This is a genomic window from Halobacteriovorax sp. DA5 (assembly GCF_002903145.1).
GTDB lineage: Bacteria > Bdellovibrionota > Bacteriovoracia > Bacteriovoracales > Bacteriovoracaceae > Halobacteriovorax_A.
The window spans coordinates 646,325-660,921 of sequence record NZ_PPDJ01000002.1 but is presented as its reverse complement, the minus strand read 5'-3'; the positions used below and the strand labels follow the sequence as shown (position 1 = coordinate 660,921).

General features: G+C 36.2%; 19 protein-coding genes. 10 read left to right on the top strand and 9 right to left on the bottom strand.

All coding sequences use genetic code 11. From position 1 onward, the window contains the following. Positions 1 to 5 precede the first annotated feature (5 nt). Positions 6 to 1,082 (top strand): hypothetical protein, encoded by a 1,077-nt coding sequence (locus C0Z22_RS06425; protein ID WP_103217516.1) that lies wholly within the window; start codon positions 6 to 8, stop codon positions 1,080 to 1,082. Positions 1,083 to 1,086: 4 nt separating this feature from the next. On the opposite strand, the gene C0Z22_RS06420 is transcribed toward C0Z22_RS06425, so the two are convergent. Continuing rightward, positions 1,087 to 2,853, bottom strand: a complete 1,767-nt coding sequence (locus tag C0Z22_RS06420) for a hypothetical protein (protein ID WP_103217515.1) — start codon at positions 2,851 to 2,853, stop codon at positions 1,087 to 1,089. 288 nt (positions 2,854 to 3,141) lie between these two features. On the opposite strand from C0Z22_RS06420, the gene C0Z22_RS06415 reads away from it, so the two are divergent. After that, positions 3,142 to 3,948, top strand: coding sequence for a hypothetical protein (locus tag C0Z22_RS06415; RefSeq protein ID WP_146037822.1), 807 nt, complete (start codon positions 3,142 to 3,144; stop codon positions 3,946 to 3,948). 37 nt (positions 3,949 to 3,985) lie between these two features. Next, positions 3,986 to 4,600, top strand: coding sequence for an alpha-ketoglutarate-dependent dioxygenase AlkB (locus tag C0Z22_RS06410; RefSeq protein ID WP_103217513.1), 615 nt, complete (start codon positions 3,986 to 3,988; stop codon positions 4,598 to 4,600). Here C0Z22_RS06410 and C0Z22_RS06405 read toward each other — a convergent pair. Genes C0Z22_RS06405 through C0Z22_RS06395 form a run of 3 tightly spaced genes read right to left on the bottom strand, consistent with a single transcriptional unit; the run spans position 4,597 to position 6,369 of the window. Continuing rightward, entirely contained in the window at positions 4,597 to 5,307 is a 711-nt protein-coding gene (locus C0Z22_RS06405) for an arginyltransferase (protein WP_103217512.1), read from the bottom strand. The genes C0Z22_RS06410 and C0Z22_RS06405 overlap by 4 nt on opposite strands. Before the next feature lie 15 nt (positions 5,308 to 5,322). After that, the gene (locus C0Z22_RS06400; protein WP_103217511.1) at positions 5,323 to 5,910 is read right to left on the bottom strand and encodes a tRNA-uridine aminocarboxypropyltransferase; all 588 of its coding nucleotides are present in this window, start codon (positions 5,908 to 5,910) and stop codon (positions 5,323 to 5,325) included. A 3-nt stretch (positions 5,911 to 5,913) separates the two neighbouring features. Next, positions 5,914 to 6,369, bottom strand: coding sequence for a hypothetical protein (locus tag C0Z22_RS06395; RefSeq protein WP_103217510.1), 456 nt, complete (start codon positions 6,367 to 6,369; stop codon positions 5,914 to 5,916). A gap of 196 nt (positions 6,370 to 6,565) precedes the next feature. Here C0Z22_RS06395 and C0Z22_RS16000 point away from each other — a divergent pair, with 196 nt between their 5' ends. After that, the gene (locus tag C0Z22_RS16000; protein ID WP_158246838.1) at positions 6,566 to 6,727 is read left to right on the top strand and encodes a hypothetical protein; all 162 of its coding nucleotides are present in this window, start codon (positions 6,566 to 6,568) and stop codon (positions 6,725 to 6,727) included. 146 nt (positions 6,728 to 6,873) lie between these two features. On the opposite strand, the gene C0Z22_RS06390 is transcribed toward C0Z22_RS16000, so the two are convergent. Together C0Z22_RS06390 and C0Z22_RS06385 are read right to left on the bottom strand one after the other, a co-directional pair. Next, a complete protein-coding gene (locus tag C0Z22_RS06390) occupies positions 6,874 to 7,230 on the bottom strand; it encodes a hypothetical protein (protein WP_233189702.1) in 357 nt (118 codons plus the stop codon). A 52-nt stretch (positions 7,231 to 7,282) separates the two neighbouring features. Continuing rightward, positions 7,283 to 8,179 (bottom strand): endonuclease I family protein, encoded by an 897-nt coding sequence (locus tag C0Z22_RS06385; RefSeq protein ID WP_103217508.1) that lies wholly within the window; start codon positions 8,177 to 8,179, stop codon positions 7,283 to 7,285. 218 nt (positions 8,180 to 8,397) lie between these two features. On the opposite strand from C0Z22_RS06385, the gene C0Z22_RS06380 reads away from it, so the two are divergent. The 6 genes from C0Z22_RS06380 to C0Z22_RS06355 all read left to right on the top strand — a co-directional run bounded on the left by C0Z22_RS06380 (position 8,398) and on the right by C0Z22_RS06355 (position 12,034). Continuing rightward, positions 8,398 to 9,417 carry a 3-oxoacyl-ACP synthase III family protein gene (locus C0Z22_RS06380; RefSeq protein WP_103217507.1) on the top strand — a complete coding sequence of 340 codons (1,020 nt, stop codon included), beginning with the start codon at positions 8,398 to 8,400 and terminating at the stop codon, positions 9,415 to 9,417. 182 nt (positions 9,418 to 9,599) lie between these two features. Next, positions 9,600 to 10,070, top strand: a complete 471-nt coding sequence (locus tag C0Z22_RS06375; RefSeq protein ID WP_103217506.1) for a hypothetical protein — start codon at positions 9,600 to 9,602, stop codon at positions 10,068 to 10,070. A gap of 227 nt (positions 10,071 to 10,297) precedes the next feature. Next, entirely contained in the window at positions 10,298 to 10,765 is a 468-nt protein-coding gene (locus tag C0Z22_RS06370; RefSeq protein ID WP_233189701.1) for a hypothetical protein, read from the top strand. A gap of 120 nt (positions 10,766 to 10,885) precedes the next feature. Next, positions 10,886 to 11,338 (top strand): hypothetical protein, encoded by a 453-nt coding sequence (locus C0Z22_RS06365; RefSeq protein WP_103217504.1) that lies wholly within the window; start codon positions 10,886 to 10,888, stop codon positions 11,336 to 11,338. An 81-nt stretch (positions 11,339 to 11,419) separates the two neighbouring features. Continuing rightward, positions 11,420 to 11,725 carry a GIY-YIG nuclease family protein gene (locus tag C0Z22_RS06360; protein WP_103217503.1) on the top strand — a complete coding sequence of 102 codons (306 nt, stop codon included), beginning with the start codon at positions 11,420 to 11,422 and terminating at the stop codon, positions 11,723 to 11,725. A gap of 90 nt (positions 11,726 to 11,815) precedes the next feature. After that, complete coding sequence (locus C0Z22_RS06355) at positions 11,816 to 12,034, top strand: hypothetical protein (RefSeq protein ID WP_103217502.1); 219 nt, start codon at positions 11,816 to 11,818, stop codon at positions 12,032 to 12,034. Positions 12,035 to 12,183: 149 nt separating this feature from the next. Here the strand turns inward: C0Z22_RS06355 and C0Z22_RS06350 are convergent, their stop codons facing one another. The 3 genes from C0Z22_RS06350 to C0Z22_RS06340 form a co-directional block, all read right to left on the bottom strand. After that, positions 12,184 to 12,741: a hypothetical protein gene (locus C0Z22_RS06350; protein WP_103217501.1), complete on the bottom strand. Its 558-nt coding sequence runs from the start codon at positions 12,739 to 12,741 to the stop codon at positions 12,184 to 12,186. A gap of 95 nt (positions 12,742 to 12,836) precedes the next feature. Further along, positions 12,837 to 13,445: a hypothetical protein gene (locus tag C0Z22_RS06345; protein WP_103217500.1), complete on the bottom strand. Its 609-nt coding sequence runs from the start codon at positions 13,443 to 13,445 to the stop codon at positions 12,837 to 12,839. An 89-nt stretch (positions 13,446 to 13,534) separates the two neighbouring features. Continuing rightward, on the bottom strand, positions 13,535 to 14,587 hold the full coding sequence (locus tag C0Z22_RS06340; RefSeq protein ID WP_103217499.1) for an aldo/keto reductase: 1,053 nt from the start codon (positions 14,585 to 14,587) through the stop codon (positions 13,535 to 13,537). Positions 14,588 to 14,597: the final 10 nt, after the last annotated feature.

Sequence of the window (14,597 nt, the reverse complement as noted above, 5' to 3'; positions counted from 1 at the left end):
AATATATGTTAAAAGTTGTTGTTAGCTGTGATGCTGTCATTGAAAGAGATTATTATATTGAGTGTCTAGAAACCATCATGGGTGTTATCGGTGATAACGTTGAGCTCTACACTCTTGTTCATAGACAAGGTCAAGTTCTAGGACCTGTTGAACAAAGAAAGATTCATTCAACATTCTTAAATCGCTTTGTTAAGTCTTGGGAAGATTTAGTTGATAAATCTCACCTTGTTCACGGAGCTGCAAGAGGACTTTTTATTCCATGTAGTGTTGATCTAGTCGTTAATCTTTCTCGTGGGTTTTCTCAAGAAATCAAAATGTGTGATGACACTTATTTATTCACTTATTTTGTTGAAGATATCAATTCAATTAAAAAGAAGTCTTCATTCAAGGAATTCTTCTTTAAGGCCTTCACTCGTACTAAGCAGAGAAAGTATTTAAAAAGGGCCAATACTCTTTGGTCTAATGAAGAAGCTATTTTAGAAGAGTTTCCAAATGCTACTCAGGTTACACCGGCAATTGCATTAAAAGATTACAAGATCCTTCCTGAAGGAATGTTTAATCGAGACTACTTTCTAATTAACTGTGAGCCTCTGACGAGCTCTGAAGTTTATAAGATCATCGATATTTACGGTGATAAGAAGTTTAAGTTTATCGGAAAGCATGATCACTTAGGGATGTATGCGCAAAAGCATCCGGAGCTTTTCTTTGGAGATCGTTGTTCAGGTGAGTTAGCTCCTCTTTTAGCAGGTACTAAGTATCTGATCGATACAACAGATAAATTTCCTCACTTCTCTTTGAAAGCGTTAAGTTGTGGAAGACCTGTTCTTACAAATGGAAATAAGTTTTTACCATATGGTGTAGGAGTTCATGAGCTTCCTGCTGATTACTTATCACTTAGATACCCTGTACAAGTAGGGATTCCTGATGAAGATCCTAAGAAGCGCCATGGGGTTTCAGCTAATTACGAAATGGTAAAATTTAAGCATATCTTTTTAAAGGAATTTAAGAGGATAAGTGATGAGATAGAAGCTAGTAAAGCTTCACAACAGTCTCTAAGAGATGACAGCTGCTGTGAAGCCTAATCAATTATTCTAGTGTCTTTTTTAATTTAATTACATTGTAACGATTTGAAATAATTTTCCACAGGGACAGCTTTGAGTCCTTGTGGATTGTTCCTTTATCTTCAATGATCTCGTCGTCATTTAATTGTTCAACAGCGTCTTCATTTACTGTAGGGTCATAATTAGAAAGCGCCATAACACCATCATCACTATCAAGTAAGTTCTCAAAACCATTTAATTGATTTTTAAGTTTATTTAGATAGTCTTTAGAGGCTGGGTCATAAGCTACAGCAAGTCCTTCTCCTGTTCCTTTTTCAAGCTCTTGAGAGTTCTTTGCAATATCTCTTGATGCATTTGTCCCACCGGCCCTTCTGTAATTCAGTGCCATTTGAACAGGGGATACGTGTCCAGCAAGAGTATCGGCAAGATATCTTTTATTCGCTGCTGGATTAAGAATCGCGTTGATTGCCTTCTTGGCCTTATCGTTTGTCTTGTCTGATTTTGCCAGTGCTTTTAGGACGCGATTAGCTGCTTTATTAATTTTAGCGGCATTATTATCAAGGGCCTCATTTACATATTTAGAATTTCCAGTCTTCTTTGTTTTGTTGTATCCGCCTTGTACTTCACTAAGTCCAATTGTATTTGCAAAAGTTTCACCAGTCGTTCCAAGAGATCCCATTTTAATATCAAGCTTTGGAATTGTTTTAAGTTTTTCTGACTTCACTTCATCAACATCAAATGTTTCTTGGTTATTATTCATTCCAAGTCCTTGAGCACCTGGTGTGGCCATAGCACTAGCAACTGATGTCTTCTGGCTTGAAGCAGGGTTGTATTGGTTATTATAGCGGGCCATAAGCTTCTTAAGAACAACCTCTGTCTTTTCTCTGGCGCTCTTTGCACTTTTGTGGGCCTTCTTTGCTGTGGATAGGGCCTGGTTTTCTAGCATAAGGGCCACTGCACCTAGCCCTAGTACCCAGTAGGTACACGGATTTGAAGCTGGACAGCCAAAAATTGTAAGTGCAGCACAGATGGCCGCAATCGCTGTTGAGATTGTAATCATCATCATAATTCTCTTATGATGCTTCATTTTATCCTGGGCCGCCTTTTCCATATCTTTTAAAAGTTGAACTTCTGTTTCTAGAGCAACTCTTTGTGTTTGGTGGTTCCATGCTTTTTCATCGTTCTCATCAAGTTTAGCAAGAGCATCTTTATAACTTTTAAATTTTTTCTTATAACCATCACCCATGGCCGACATGAGAGCTACCGCAAGAATTATTGCACCTGAAAGCATGGCCCCAATTCCATCTGACTGGCACATTCCACCAAAAAGCAGAACACATCCTTGACCTACTTGTGCAGCGGCAGCAAGGTAGCTCATCGTATCAGATGCTCCTTTTGGTCCACTTGTCTTATGATTTGTAAAAAGCTTTGCATCAGCTTTTAGATCTTCCTGACATTTTTCATCGATCCCACAATTTTGGTATTCCATATTGTAGTTTTTATTATCATTAGCGCTTACACATTGTTCAAGGTGACAATTATAAACATTACCTCCATCACACTTCTGATTTGTACCATCGTGATAACAGTAATTCGGGTCAGATTTTTTTTGAACTTCTGTGCGGCCGTCTTCTTGTTCAGTTTGAGTTTGGACTTGTTCTTGTGACTGGGCCTGTGTGTTTACTTCAGTTTGTTCTTGCGCATAGGCCATCGGAGTCAAAAGCATCGACCATGATACAAGAGTTATAATTAACTTCTTTATAGTTATAAAATGTCCGCTTGCCATTTTCATAGCGATCTCCTCAGCTTATAAGAGTATTTTATCGAAATTAAGTTCATACCCTTAGTATTATATAAGATTTATTGCAATTTTAGATACTTAGGCATCTTTTACGCTTTTTTGGCCGTGTCTTTTTCGTGGCGTTTAGAATCTTTTCGCTCTCAATATTTAAAATTGTTCTAAGATTAGTCTTTTTGTTTAGAAAATGTGCAATGCTTATTTCTAAGTTGCTAGAATTGTATGAAATTTTTTGGCCTCTAGGTTGCTTATATATATGGAAATAAGAGCATGGGGGAAGAAGTGAAGAGAGTTTTATCTTTAATATTTATTTTGGCATTATCTACTCAAACATTTGGCCTATCTTTAGAAGAGTATAATACTCAAGTTGAAAAAATCAATGCGACAATCAAAGATGAACAGATGCGTTCGCTTGTAAAGCAAGAGCTTGCAAAGGAAATCGCAAAATCACTCAGTCCTAAAAAAGAGGAAGTGCTGGTACAAGAAGTAGTTGTCGAAGCACCAAAGCAGGAGTTAGATGCAACAACTCAACAGCTACATAATGATATTAATAGTACTAAAGTGATGATTGCCCCTGAGCTTGAAAGCAGTAAAGATAACCTAAAGGTTCAACTAGGAATCAGTGCTATTTCTTCTACTGTTGATTATTATGGCGCAGATTTACACTTAGTTGGTAGTGAGCTTGCTGTTAGTGGCGTTAAAAAAATAAATAATCATAAATTTCGTATTGGCCTTTCAATCCGTACAATGGAAGCAGATTCTATTACATTAGAAGATGGTTTTGATTATGATATTTTAAATGAGATTGAATATTCGGGTGCAGGAGTGAATTTATCTTATACATATATGCTTACTCGTGGGTTTGGTCTTGGTGCTTATTCTTCGTTTAACTATGGAGAGACTGATTTTTGTGATGGTGGCCAATGCTATAATTTAGATACAACAATTAGTGATCTTGGTGTGAGAATGGATTTTAAGATTGCAGCATGGAACCCATACTTAACATTAGGCTATTCTTTATATAATATTGATGGGTATAAGTTTGATGCGGCCACGGCTTACTTAGGGTTGCTTAACTTTGAGTTCTAGTGAGTTCTAGTGAATTTTAGGTAATTTTAGGAAATAGATGAATCAATTTGATCTCTTTGGTACAAATGAAAATGAAGAAGTCGTTTACGATCTAAAAGGTGGTACTGCGATTTACTATCCTAATTTCTTTGCAAAGACTAAGATTGAATTTGATGACTTGAGAAATTCAATTAAATGGCAAGAAGGTGAAATCACACTATATGGAAAAACACATGCAATACCAAGGCTCCATGCTTGGTATAGTGATGATAAGGAATATAGTTATTCTGGTGTAATACTTCCCCGTATCGACTGGAATGACAAACTTAGTGTTTTGAAAGAAGAGATCGAAAAGATAACGAAGCATCAATTCAATGGGTGTCTCTGTAACCTTTATCGAGATGGATCCGACTATGCAGCTTGGCATAGTGACGATGAGGCAAGCCTTGGAAGAAATCCAGTAATTGCATCGGCATCTTTCGGAGAGTCTCGTAAGTTTGTTTTAAAGCATCGTTTTGATAAGTCTATAGAAAAAGTTGAAATTAATTTGGAAGATAAAAGTCTTTTGATTATGAAAGGAGCACTTCAACATAATTGGAAACATCAACTCAATAAAACGGCAAAGCAAGTTGATGAAAGAATAAACTTAACTTTTCGCTATATCGTCGATTAGCTCTCCCAACTTTTCGAACTCCAGTCATAGAGCTGATAAGGCATGTATCGAGACTTGTATTTCATAAATTCGTTTTCTTCAATCCAGTAACCGAGATAGTAATATTCAAGTCCCATATTCTTTGCATGGATAATTTCAGCAAGGGCGCCTAGATGCCCAAGACTCATTTTTTCAAAACTCGGATCGTAACAAAAGTAAACGCTACTTAAAGCATTTTGGGATTGCTCCAAAATTCCAAAAGCGATGAGTTTATTTTCGAAAAATATTTCGCTAAGAAGTTGAGTTCCTGTAAAGCGATAAAACGTTTCCTTAAATAGTAGCTCGTTATCAATAATTGTAGCATCAATACTGTCGACAAAGCGGTTTTGTCCATGCAGACGATAGATTTCAAAATGCTTTTGTCTATATAGCAGCGGCGAAAACTTAACCTGTAAACCTTTGTTATGATTTCTCTTTAAAAATTTTGACTGGTTTTTTGAGAGGGAAAATTTTTTTAACTCGACTCGTATTGGAATACATTTCTGACAATTTGGGCATAAAGGTCTAAAGATGAATTGACCAAATTTACGCCAGCCGCGCTCAAGTAGAAAGTCTAGTTCGGTATCACTTAACTCTGAACTAAAGAAGAACTCATGTTGTTCCATCTCTTCTTTTAAATATGGACATTGATCAAGATCGCTAATTCGAGGGCTTAGAATCATTTTCATTGAATCATGATAGCATTAATTAGGTCTTTGATGGAAGGCTTCTTGCTGTTTTATAAGCTCTTTTAATGGCGCTAAAAATTGTTTAACTTGTACTTCATTTATTTCACCAAGGACTTCAAGAGTTACAGCGATGGCCTCAAGTGTAGAGAGGTGAGTTTCACCACATGACTTTCGAATACTTTGATAGATTGTTTTCTGATCATCTAGCTCGAGGTGATAGCATGGTAGCTCACTTAGGGCCGGCCAAGTATGATAGATTTTTCTGGCCTTCTTCCACGTACCGTCAAGAACGACGATATTCTTGCTCTGAAGTAAGTGAATATTTTCAGTATTTAATGGGATTGAATTTTCATTTTTAAAAAGTAGAAATGGCCTTGTCTCTCTTATTTCTTGGATTCGTTCTTCTGTGATATTTTCACTTGAGACAAGTTCAATATCAGGTGCAACTAGCTTGGCCAACCTCGCTGTATTGAACGGATGAAGGGCCTCTTTTTCATCTTGGAAAATAATCAATTTATTTTTTAATGTCACATTTTCAATTGTGTGACATAGACACAGCCCTTGTGGACGTTGACATTTTTGACAATGATTTCTCTTGGCCATAGTTTAAATATTTAGTTCTTTATTGTACTTATCCATTAAGATTGGCTTTCTGTAGTACATAATGAAATAGATAATTGGGTAAATGAGTAAATCAAATGCAAAATTTTCTGTTTTATATTTGATATTATCAGTGATCTTAGTTTTCCCATTTCCAATATCGCGAATATGATAAGTATGAATCCACATTGTGAAAGGAAATGGAGTTTCGATGGCCTCTGTTCGAATAATGATCCCATCAGAAGTTTCTTTCTTTTGAGTGACTTCGATTACCCAAGATTGGTAGTGGCCAAGGATCGAAGTAATTAGATGAGTCTGATCAGAAACTGAATTACCATCAAAGCGTGGAACTTCCAAATTGATAAAAGGAGGTGTTGCTTCTTGCATAGTATCTGCATTGAAATTATTCAAAATTTCATCGACACTCGCATTTACAATGGTATTTATAACTAAACTCTTCATGTTCTAGAATTATACATCTGATCTTTATTTTACTCAATAAGCAGACTCTAATGTTTAAAAATAATTGAAAAACTTAACACAAAGTTAATTTTAACTGAGTTTGGAAATCTATAACTAACTTAAGTTGATGTGAATTGATTCATATGGCCAAATATAAGTACTGATGACTACCAAAATATTTTGGCAAGGAGTAATAATGAATTTAAAAGAAAGACTAAAGCTAGAAGAAAAAGAGGCCAAGGAGCTTGTGAAGGCTTATTGGCATTTTTCAAGGCCAAAGCCAAAGAAAACAGAAAAGACAAATGAGGATGATGAGGAAAAGCTGGGAAAGCAGGTGGGCCTAGTGCTGAACGAGTAAATGTAGTTCGTGATCTCGCGGAGAGACGTAAGCAGAAAGAGGCCTTAAAGAAAAAACAAGAAGAACTTAGAAAGAAAGCAGAAATAGAGTTAGAAGAATTTGAAAAGTCTGGAGATAATTCTGATAAGAAGGTAGGTAACTAATCTCTACTTTAGTGCTTTTGTTACACAGTATGTAAGTCTCTTGTCTCCAGGGTTAAACTCTTGGAGGCAATTCTCATAAATTTTAGTCGATAATTCATCACAATTATCCATTCTCTCTTTAATGCAATGGAATGAAATTAGTTGTTCAATCTCGATTCTCTGCTCATTAGGATCAACAGGAATTACTGGTGAAACTTTTTTAGGAGCAGGTTTCTGCCTTTTCGTTTTAATCGTGATTTTAGTGTCTCTGTGATAGCTGCGCTCTTGCTGTTTGCGCTTTTTAGTGATTTCTTCCCATTTTGCCGCACGAAGTTTCTTATAATAGAGTAGCTGCCTCTCTCTTTGAGTGAGAGGCTTCACTGGTTTTTGCTTCGTAGCACATGAAGTGAGTACTAATGCGATAATGGAAAATTTAAAAATCTTTAATAGCATCAACTAGGTTTTCGTCGTCAATAAATGGATTGCGACTATTTTGAATTTCATAGATTCTGTTATTAATACTTTCTTCAAAAGTATCAACAGGGTCTTCCTTGTGCCATTTTCTTAAATAGAATTCTTGGGCCTCATCAATTGGAAGATTATAGCGAGTTGAGAAGTAGAATAGTGCTCTTGCAATATTACCTCTGATTTCTTCTGGTGGTTCAAATGAAGTCGTTGTCTCATTCTCGTAGTTTACTTCTCCAATGTGAGAATCCTGGCAATTTGAATTAACAACTCTACCAATTACTTCACCGAATGGGTGATTGCTGCGAGAAGAGTTAGCACGTGAGTTTGCTGGAAAAAGGTGGTGCAAATCATTTCTTTGCGTATTCTTATCTTCTCTTGGATTAAATCTTGATTGTGGCCAGCTGTGTTCACAGTTGATTACTTGATGATTTGGAATTTGCATTTTTCCAACACCATCTCTTTCTGTGACATCTTGGTTACAGTAAACATCTTTTACATAGAGACCTCTTGATGAAGTCTGTAAATAGATATCACCAAAAAGATACTTTCTAGCTTCTTTGTAATTTCTTGGCGTTCTTTGAAGATAACAATTTTTCTTTCCTGAGCAATCGGCCGCAAGTAAGTCATTTTTATTTGGTGTTCTAATATGAGCAGAAACCAATATTTCTCTAAGCTTTTCTTTTATCTTAAGAGAAGTATTTAAACTGTTCTTGTTGGCTTTTTTAAGAGTATTAGAGATGAACTGCGCTGTATCCTCTGGGTAGTAAGAGTGATTCGTCAGTTGGGTTGAGTTGTATGCAGCAGATGCGCTAAAACTCATTTGAATGTAAATAAACACCATAAGGTGACTAAGCTTAGTCATTTTAATTCCTTCCTTGGAATAGTTCTATGTTAACAAGAAAACATATCTTGGCCAATAAAAAAACCGAGCAAGAATTGGCCCATAAAAATTGTATCGGGGCAATTTAAGAAAAATAAAATTGTAAGTCTGCTCTCTATCGCATATGCGAATCTTGTGTTAAATTGAAAAGATATCATTCACCAGTTCAGATGTAAGAAAATTTATGAAAAGGAAATACTATGGCTGTATTGGCAAGTAAAATTATTGGAGTGGGTTCTTACGTACCACCACAAGTTTTTAAAAATTCAGATATCGAAGAGATGATGAATACTTCAAATGAATGGATCGTTCAGCGAACAGGAATTGAGCAGCGTCACTGGGTTGATGCAAAGACTTCAACTTCGGACCTTGCACTTAAGGCAAGTGAAGAGGCCATCGCAAATGCTGGTATCAAAAAAGAAGATATCGACATGATCATTTTAGCAACTTTATCTCCTGACTTTGACTTTCCAGGAACAGGTTGTTTCTTACAAGATAAGCTAGGTCTTTCAGAAATTCCTGCTATCGACATACGTCAACAGTGTTCTGGTTTTCTTTATGCCATGACTGTTGCCGATAAATTTATTGTTAGTGGATCAAATAAGAATATTCTTGTTGTTGGTGCAGAAGTGCATTCAAAAGGTCTAGATCAAACTCCAGATGGACGCAATGTTTCTGTTCTTTTTGGTGATGGTGCTGGTGCAATTGTTATGAGTGCAACAGAAGTTAATGATAAGAAGACTGAGCCTTGCTTTATCGATGCTTCTCTTCATAGTGAAGGAAAATATGCTAAGGAGCTGTGGCTTCCTGCTGCAGGAACTGGTTTTGATTCAACAGAAAGACTTTCTCAAGAAATGTTTGATGAAAAACTTCATTACCCACAAATGAATGGAAAGACAGTTTTTGTTCATGCTGTAAAAAGAATGACTGAAGCACTTTCAAAACTTATGGCCAAGAATGGTGTAACAGTTGATGATGTTGATGTTTTCTTATTCCATCAAGCAAACTTAAGAATCAATTCTAAAGTTGCAGAGGTGATGGGAATTCCTGAAGAGAAAGTTTTCAATACAATTCAAAAATATGGAAATACAACTGCTGCGACAATTCCACTAGGAATGCACGATGCAATGAAAGAAGGTGTTCTAAAGCCAGGGATGCTTGTGGCAAGTGCTGCATTCGGTGCTGGGTTTACTTGGGCCGCTTCTCTTTACCGCGTGTAAGGGTGCCATGCACCTTTGGTTTCGCAACTGCTAAAAAAGCCTCCGTACTGGAGGCTTTTTTATTTCATAATTTCAGTTAGTTAATTTATGTTTCTGGTGTTTCGCTAAGGCCTGTGATTTTGTTCACAATTCTACTTTTTTATTCCGATATTTATCTATAATGATTTTTGTGAGGAAGCTAGATGGATAAAGAACTACTAGAAGTATGGAAGTTAGTCTTAAGTCTTATACATATGGATGGCGTCGTCTCTTCATCAGAAGAGAAGTGGTTTAAGAAAAAAATAGATGAATTAAACTCTCATAAGCTTTTAAATGCGACTGAGGAAGACATTGAAGTTTTAAGACAAAGCTTTAGTCAGCCTATTGGTAACTATATTGAGGCGCTTGATTTAATTAAAACTCCTGCCAGAAAGTCTTTTGTTTTACACATGGTTCGTACAATTGGACATTTAGATAATAATTTTTGTGATAATGAGAAAAAGGTATTTAAGGATATTGAGAGTATTATCTTGGGTGATTTAAATCTTAAGGATATTGAATCTCAGAATCAAAAGATGGAGTTAGATAGTTATGAGTTTAATAACTATTATCAAATTGATGAAAGAGATTCATTCATAACTGTTTTGGCAAAAGTTGTAGCTAAATATCTATGATATTTAATTTTTTCGAAAGCTTCATTGAATTAATAAAACAATTCACACCTGAGTTTTTACATCATGATCTACTTATACTTTTGATAATAAATCTGTTTATCTCTATCTTTGTAAATTATGCAATTAAGCTAATTTCAAAATACTCAAACAAAATAACTGATAAAAAAGAGAGGGATAAGAATACACTTCTTATTGCTTATCTCTTATGCTGCTTTATATTTAGCTTCTTGTTACTTGATACAAAGAAGGGAATATACACAATTCTGATAATTTATTTGGCCTTAGCTCTCTTGTTTATCTTTATTTATATAGTTTCCCGACAGTATGAGAAGTGGGGCATACCAACTGAGTTTGATGGTGATTTAAGGCTTGTTAAGGAGCCACGATTTAAAGATTTCTCGATTCTTGCGTGTCCAAATTGTAAGACAAGAACTATCTCTTGGATACATGCGATTAAAGAGCCTCAAACTTGTGGTGTGTGTGAGAAGAAGTATAAGGGGATGGTTCCTGTTAGACTTGATAGAGCTTTATTGATTGTTGCGTTTTTGTTACTGGGCTTAGGAATATATCTTTTCACTGTACCTTGTCTGTCTAAAGTTATTTCAGCTTTAATTATGTGTAGTGGTTTTGTTGCACATATGATTTATCGAATTATTCCTAAGGGGTTAGATGAAGTTAAAGATGATTCAGTATAAGCGTACATGGTATATGAGTTCCTGGTGCTTTTCCTTTACGCTTGGTCAACGAAAAGTGACCTGGAACCAAAATCATCATAAAGATGGTGGTGTATGTACTGCTCTTGGTGGGGGAAGGTAATGATATACAAGACCACAAAAATTGAATATTTTAGAGATCGTTTTCTATTCCCCATTTTATTTACTTTGGCTCCTTTAGGTATGGTACTGGTTGCAGTCTATTTTGGGTTAAAAGAGGAACGTTTAAAAGATCTCTTTGGTTTTATTATTATTGGGATTGTGATCGAACTCTTTTGCCTTTTCGTGTTTGCAAGGGCCTTGTTTTATTACAATAAAGTTGAAGTTTCAGAGAACGGCATTGTCATAGATGGGAGGAAAATTAATTGGGATAAGGTAATTGAAATTAAGCCTCTCTTGCACCTTAGAATTAATCTAAAATACAAGGATGATAATTCAATTAAGACTATAACATTTTCTAATGATTGGAATTTCATTGAAGCTATAAAATATCCGCAGCCAACAAATAGATTTCTAGCGATAACCAAAGCATGGGAGAAATCTAAAATTGCCTAATATTTGCCAAAAAATACATCTGTATTCTAAGAAATTGCTTTTCTTGGCAGTTTCCCATTGGCAAAACTACAAGGAGTTTGAATGAAAATACTAGAAGAACAATTTATTTGTATAAACTTAGATGAGGCCGATCAACTTCCTGATGTAGCTGGAGTTTATACAATTATTTGTACAAAAGATAATAAGCATTATGTAAAAGATGTTGGGATGTCCTCAAATATAAATGAAAGAATTAGTGACCACGACAGAAGGGATTGTTGGGATAAGAATTGTAGTGGCGTCTTAAGAATTTGCTATCGTGACATGACAGGTTACACTGATGAACAAATAAGGGGATTTGAAAGCCAAATAAGAGACAAATATAACCCTCCCTGTGGTGATAAATAAATCTACAATAAGAGTTCCTAGTGCTTTTCCTTTACGCTTGGTCAACGAAAAGTGACCTGGAACCAAAATCTAATGTGGTGGTAATTAGAAATGAATGACCAGAGAGAAGTCTTTACAAAGCTCATGATACCTCTAGGTATCGTAGCAGCTTTTGCTACGTCAGTGATGTTTTTATGGGCTTATATTTATAGAAATACCTCAGATTCTCCGTTTTGGGTCTTATTTCTTATTGAAGGTTTTAGTTGGGGTTATATTTTTGTTGCCATAAAAGTTTTAAAAAGAAACGGCTGGTTTCCATTTAATAAATAGATTGTCAGCCATCGTTGGCCGGAGGGAGCAATAAGCGTTCCTGGCGCTTTTCCTTTACGTTCGGTCAACGAAAAGTGACCTGGAACCAAAATCAAAATATTTCGAGTATAAAAAAAGCCTCCGGACTGGAGGCTTTGTATTTTGCTTGGTTATTGGCAGTAGTTGTAATCGCGGAAGTAGCGAGCACAGAAGTTTTGTGGGAAGCGACAGTCATCCATATTGCTTGACCAGTAGCTTGCGCTTTGACAGTACTTTGTGTCTTGTTTTTCAACATTAACAATGAACTTTCCAGTAGCAACTTCGCGTCCATTTTTTTCTAGCTTGTACTCGATTTCATTTTCACCGTAGTAGTTAAGTAGTGGCCTTTGAAGTAGAGTGTAGATCCAAAGATTGAACTTCTTTGAACTTTCACCTTTTTCAGCATCAAATGAAGATGACTTCGATTTTTTGCGTCCCTTGTGGTCCTTGTAGTATAGAGTTACTTCATCTGCATCAACTCTTTCACCTTCGTCTAGAACAAAGCTTGAAAACTCAGATGGGCTTAAGTAATTTGCACTACAATTTACGTAGCGAATTTGGTGCTGATTTCTGTCATTACATGTTAAGCGGATACTCCCTTCAACAGGGTTGGAAGCTAGATCATTTCCAATTTGAAGTCCTGCACCGAAAGCAGGCAGAAGCATTAGTAAACTAATTAGTACTTTCATTATAAACTCCTTTTTATAATCCTATTAATGATATTAAGGAGTTTTAGTTTATGCAATTTTATCTAGCTTAAAGATAGAACTTGTAAGTTTATGGCCTAAAGCTCACGCGCTTTAAGTTTAGCGTAATTGTAGATCAATTCACGCCAGTTTTGCATTAGGGCAGGGGCCGTAAGCTTAACAAGTTTAGGATCACTTGGAATATAATCGTAAAGAAAGTATTCCATGGCAAATTGGATTGTTTGCATACCGATATATAACTCAGTAAAGAAGTCGATATCACCCTTTTGATAATAGGCGATAAGCTCTGCAACGTCTTGGTGGTATTCACATGAACCGCATCCGCTACACATTCCGTAGTTTTCAACAAAGGCCAGATGCTGCTGAGTTTGAGTTGCAATAACTTGCTCCCTCTCATCTGCATCTGAACTAAAGCTCTCAACTAATTCAAGTGCACGTTCCGGATACTGATTGATGGCCATGAAAATGCGTTCATAGAATGTAGCGTATAGGGAAGTAAAAATTGAGTCTTCAATTAGGTAGTAGAAGAAGTCTTCTGTGGATTTTGTTCCTGCTTTTAAGTTTTCATAACTAGCAAGGGCCATCTTAAGAGGTGCATCTTCAAACTCTTCTAATTCAAAGAAGATTTTTGCAAGCTCTTGTTTGCCAAGATCGAATTCACTCTTTTGCTTAAATTTTGAAAACATGAACGCCTCCACATAAGTTCTTGTTCTAGATTTTATCAAATTAAATTAAATCAAGAACTTAGTGGAGTGAGTGGCAGAAAGTGCCAGTCTTATGGGCAAGGTATAGTAAACACCTTGTGTATTTCCTCAATGCGATTCAGAGTGTCGCTATCAAGAGTCACTTCACTTGTGGCAAGGTTCTCTCTTAATTGCTCCATTGTCGTAGCACCGATGATATTTGATGTATTAAATTCACGCTTGTTCACAAAAGCTAGTGCAAGAGTTGCAGGTGAGAGTCCAACATCGTTAGCAAGTTCGACATAAGCTCTGATTGCATTTTGTGCATGTTCTGAAGAGTAGCGAGTGAAGTATTCACCGTATTTAGTTAGGCGAGAGTTTGCAGGTCTCTTTCCATCTAGATACTTTCCAGAGAGCGCGCCAAAAGCAAGAGGTGAATAAGCAAGTAATCCAACCTTCTCACGAATTGCCATTTCTGCAAGACCAACTTCAAATGAGCGATTAAGTAGAGAGTATGGATTTTGAATTGAAACTGGGCGTGCAATATTTGTTTCTTTGGCCGCTTCAAGATACTTCATAACTCCCCATGGTGATTCATTTGATAATCCCCAGTGAAGAATCTTTCCTTCTTTGATAAGCTCATCCATGGCCTCGACTCTTTCATTGAAGCTCACTTCAATCTCAGGAGTGATATGCTCGTAATTTAGACGGCCAAAGAAATTTGTCACACGCGATGGCCAGTGAATTTGGTAGAGGTCTAGATATTCTGTATTAAGTCTTTTTAGAGAGGCCTCGCAAGCTGTTTTAATATCACTTTTTGAAAAGGCGATCTTTCTAATGTCACTATTTCTAATGTAGCTATCCATTGATCCAGGGCCAGCAACTTTAGAAGCAAGAATAAACTTGTCTCTGTGAGTTTGCATCTTATCCCATTTGCCAATGAATTGTTCTGTCTTTGTGTATGTACTTTGTTGACCAGGAACTGGATACATTTCTGCTGTATCAATAAAGTTAACTCCATAGTCGAGCGCTAGATTAAGTTGTTCATGGGCCTCTTCAATGGTATTTTGTTCACCCCATGTCATTGTTCCAAGACAAATCTCACTAACTTTTATATCTGTATTTCCAAGTTGATTAAATTTCATAATCCCTCAT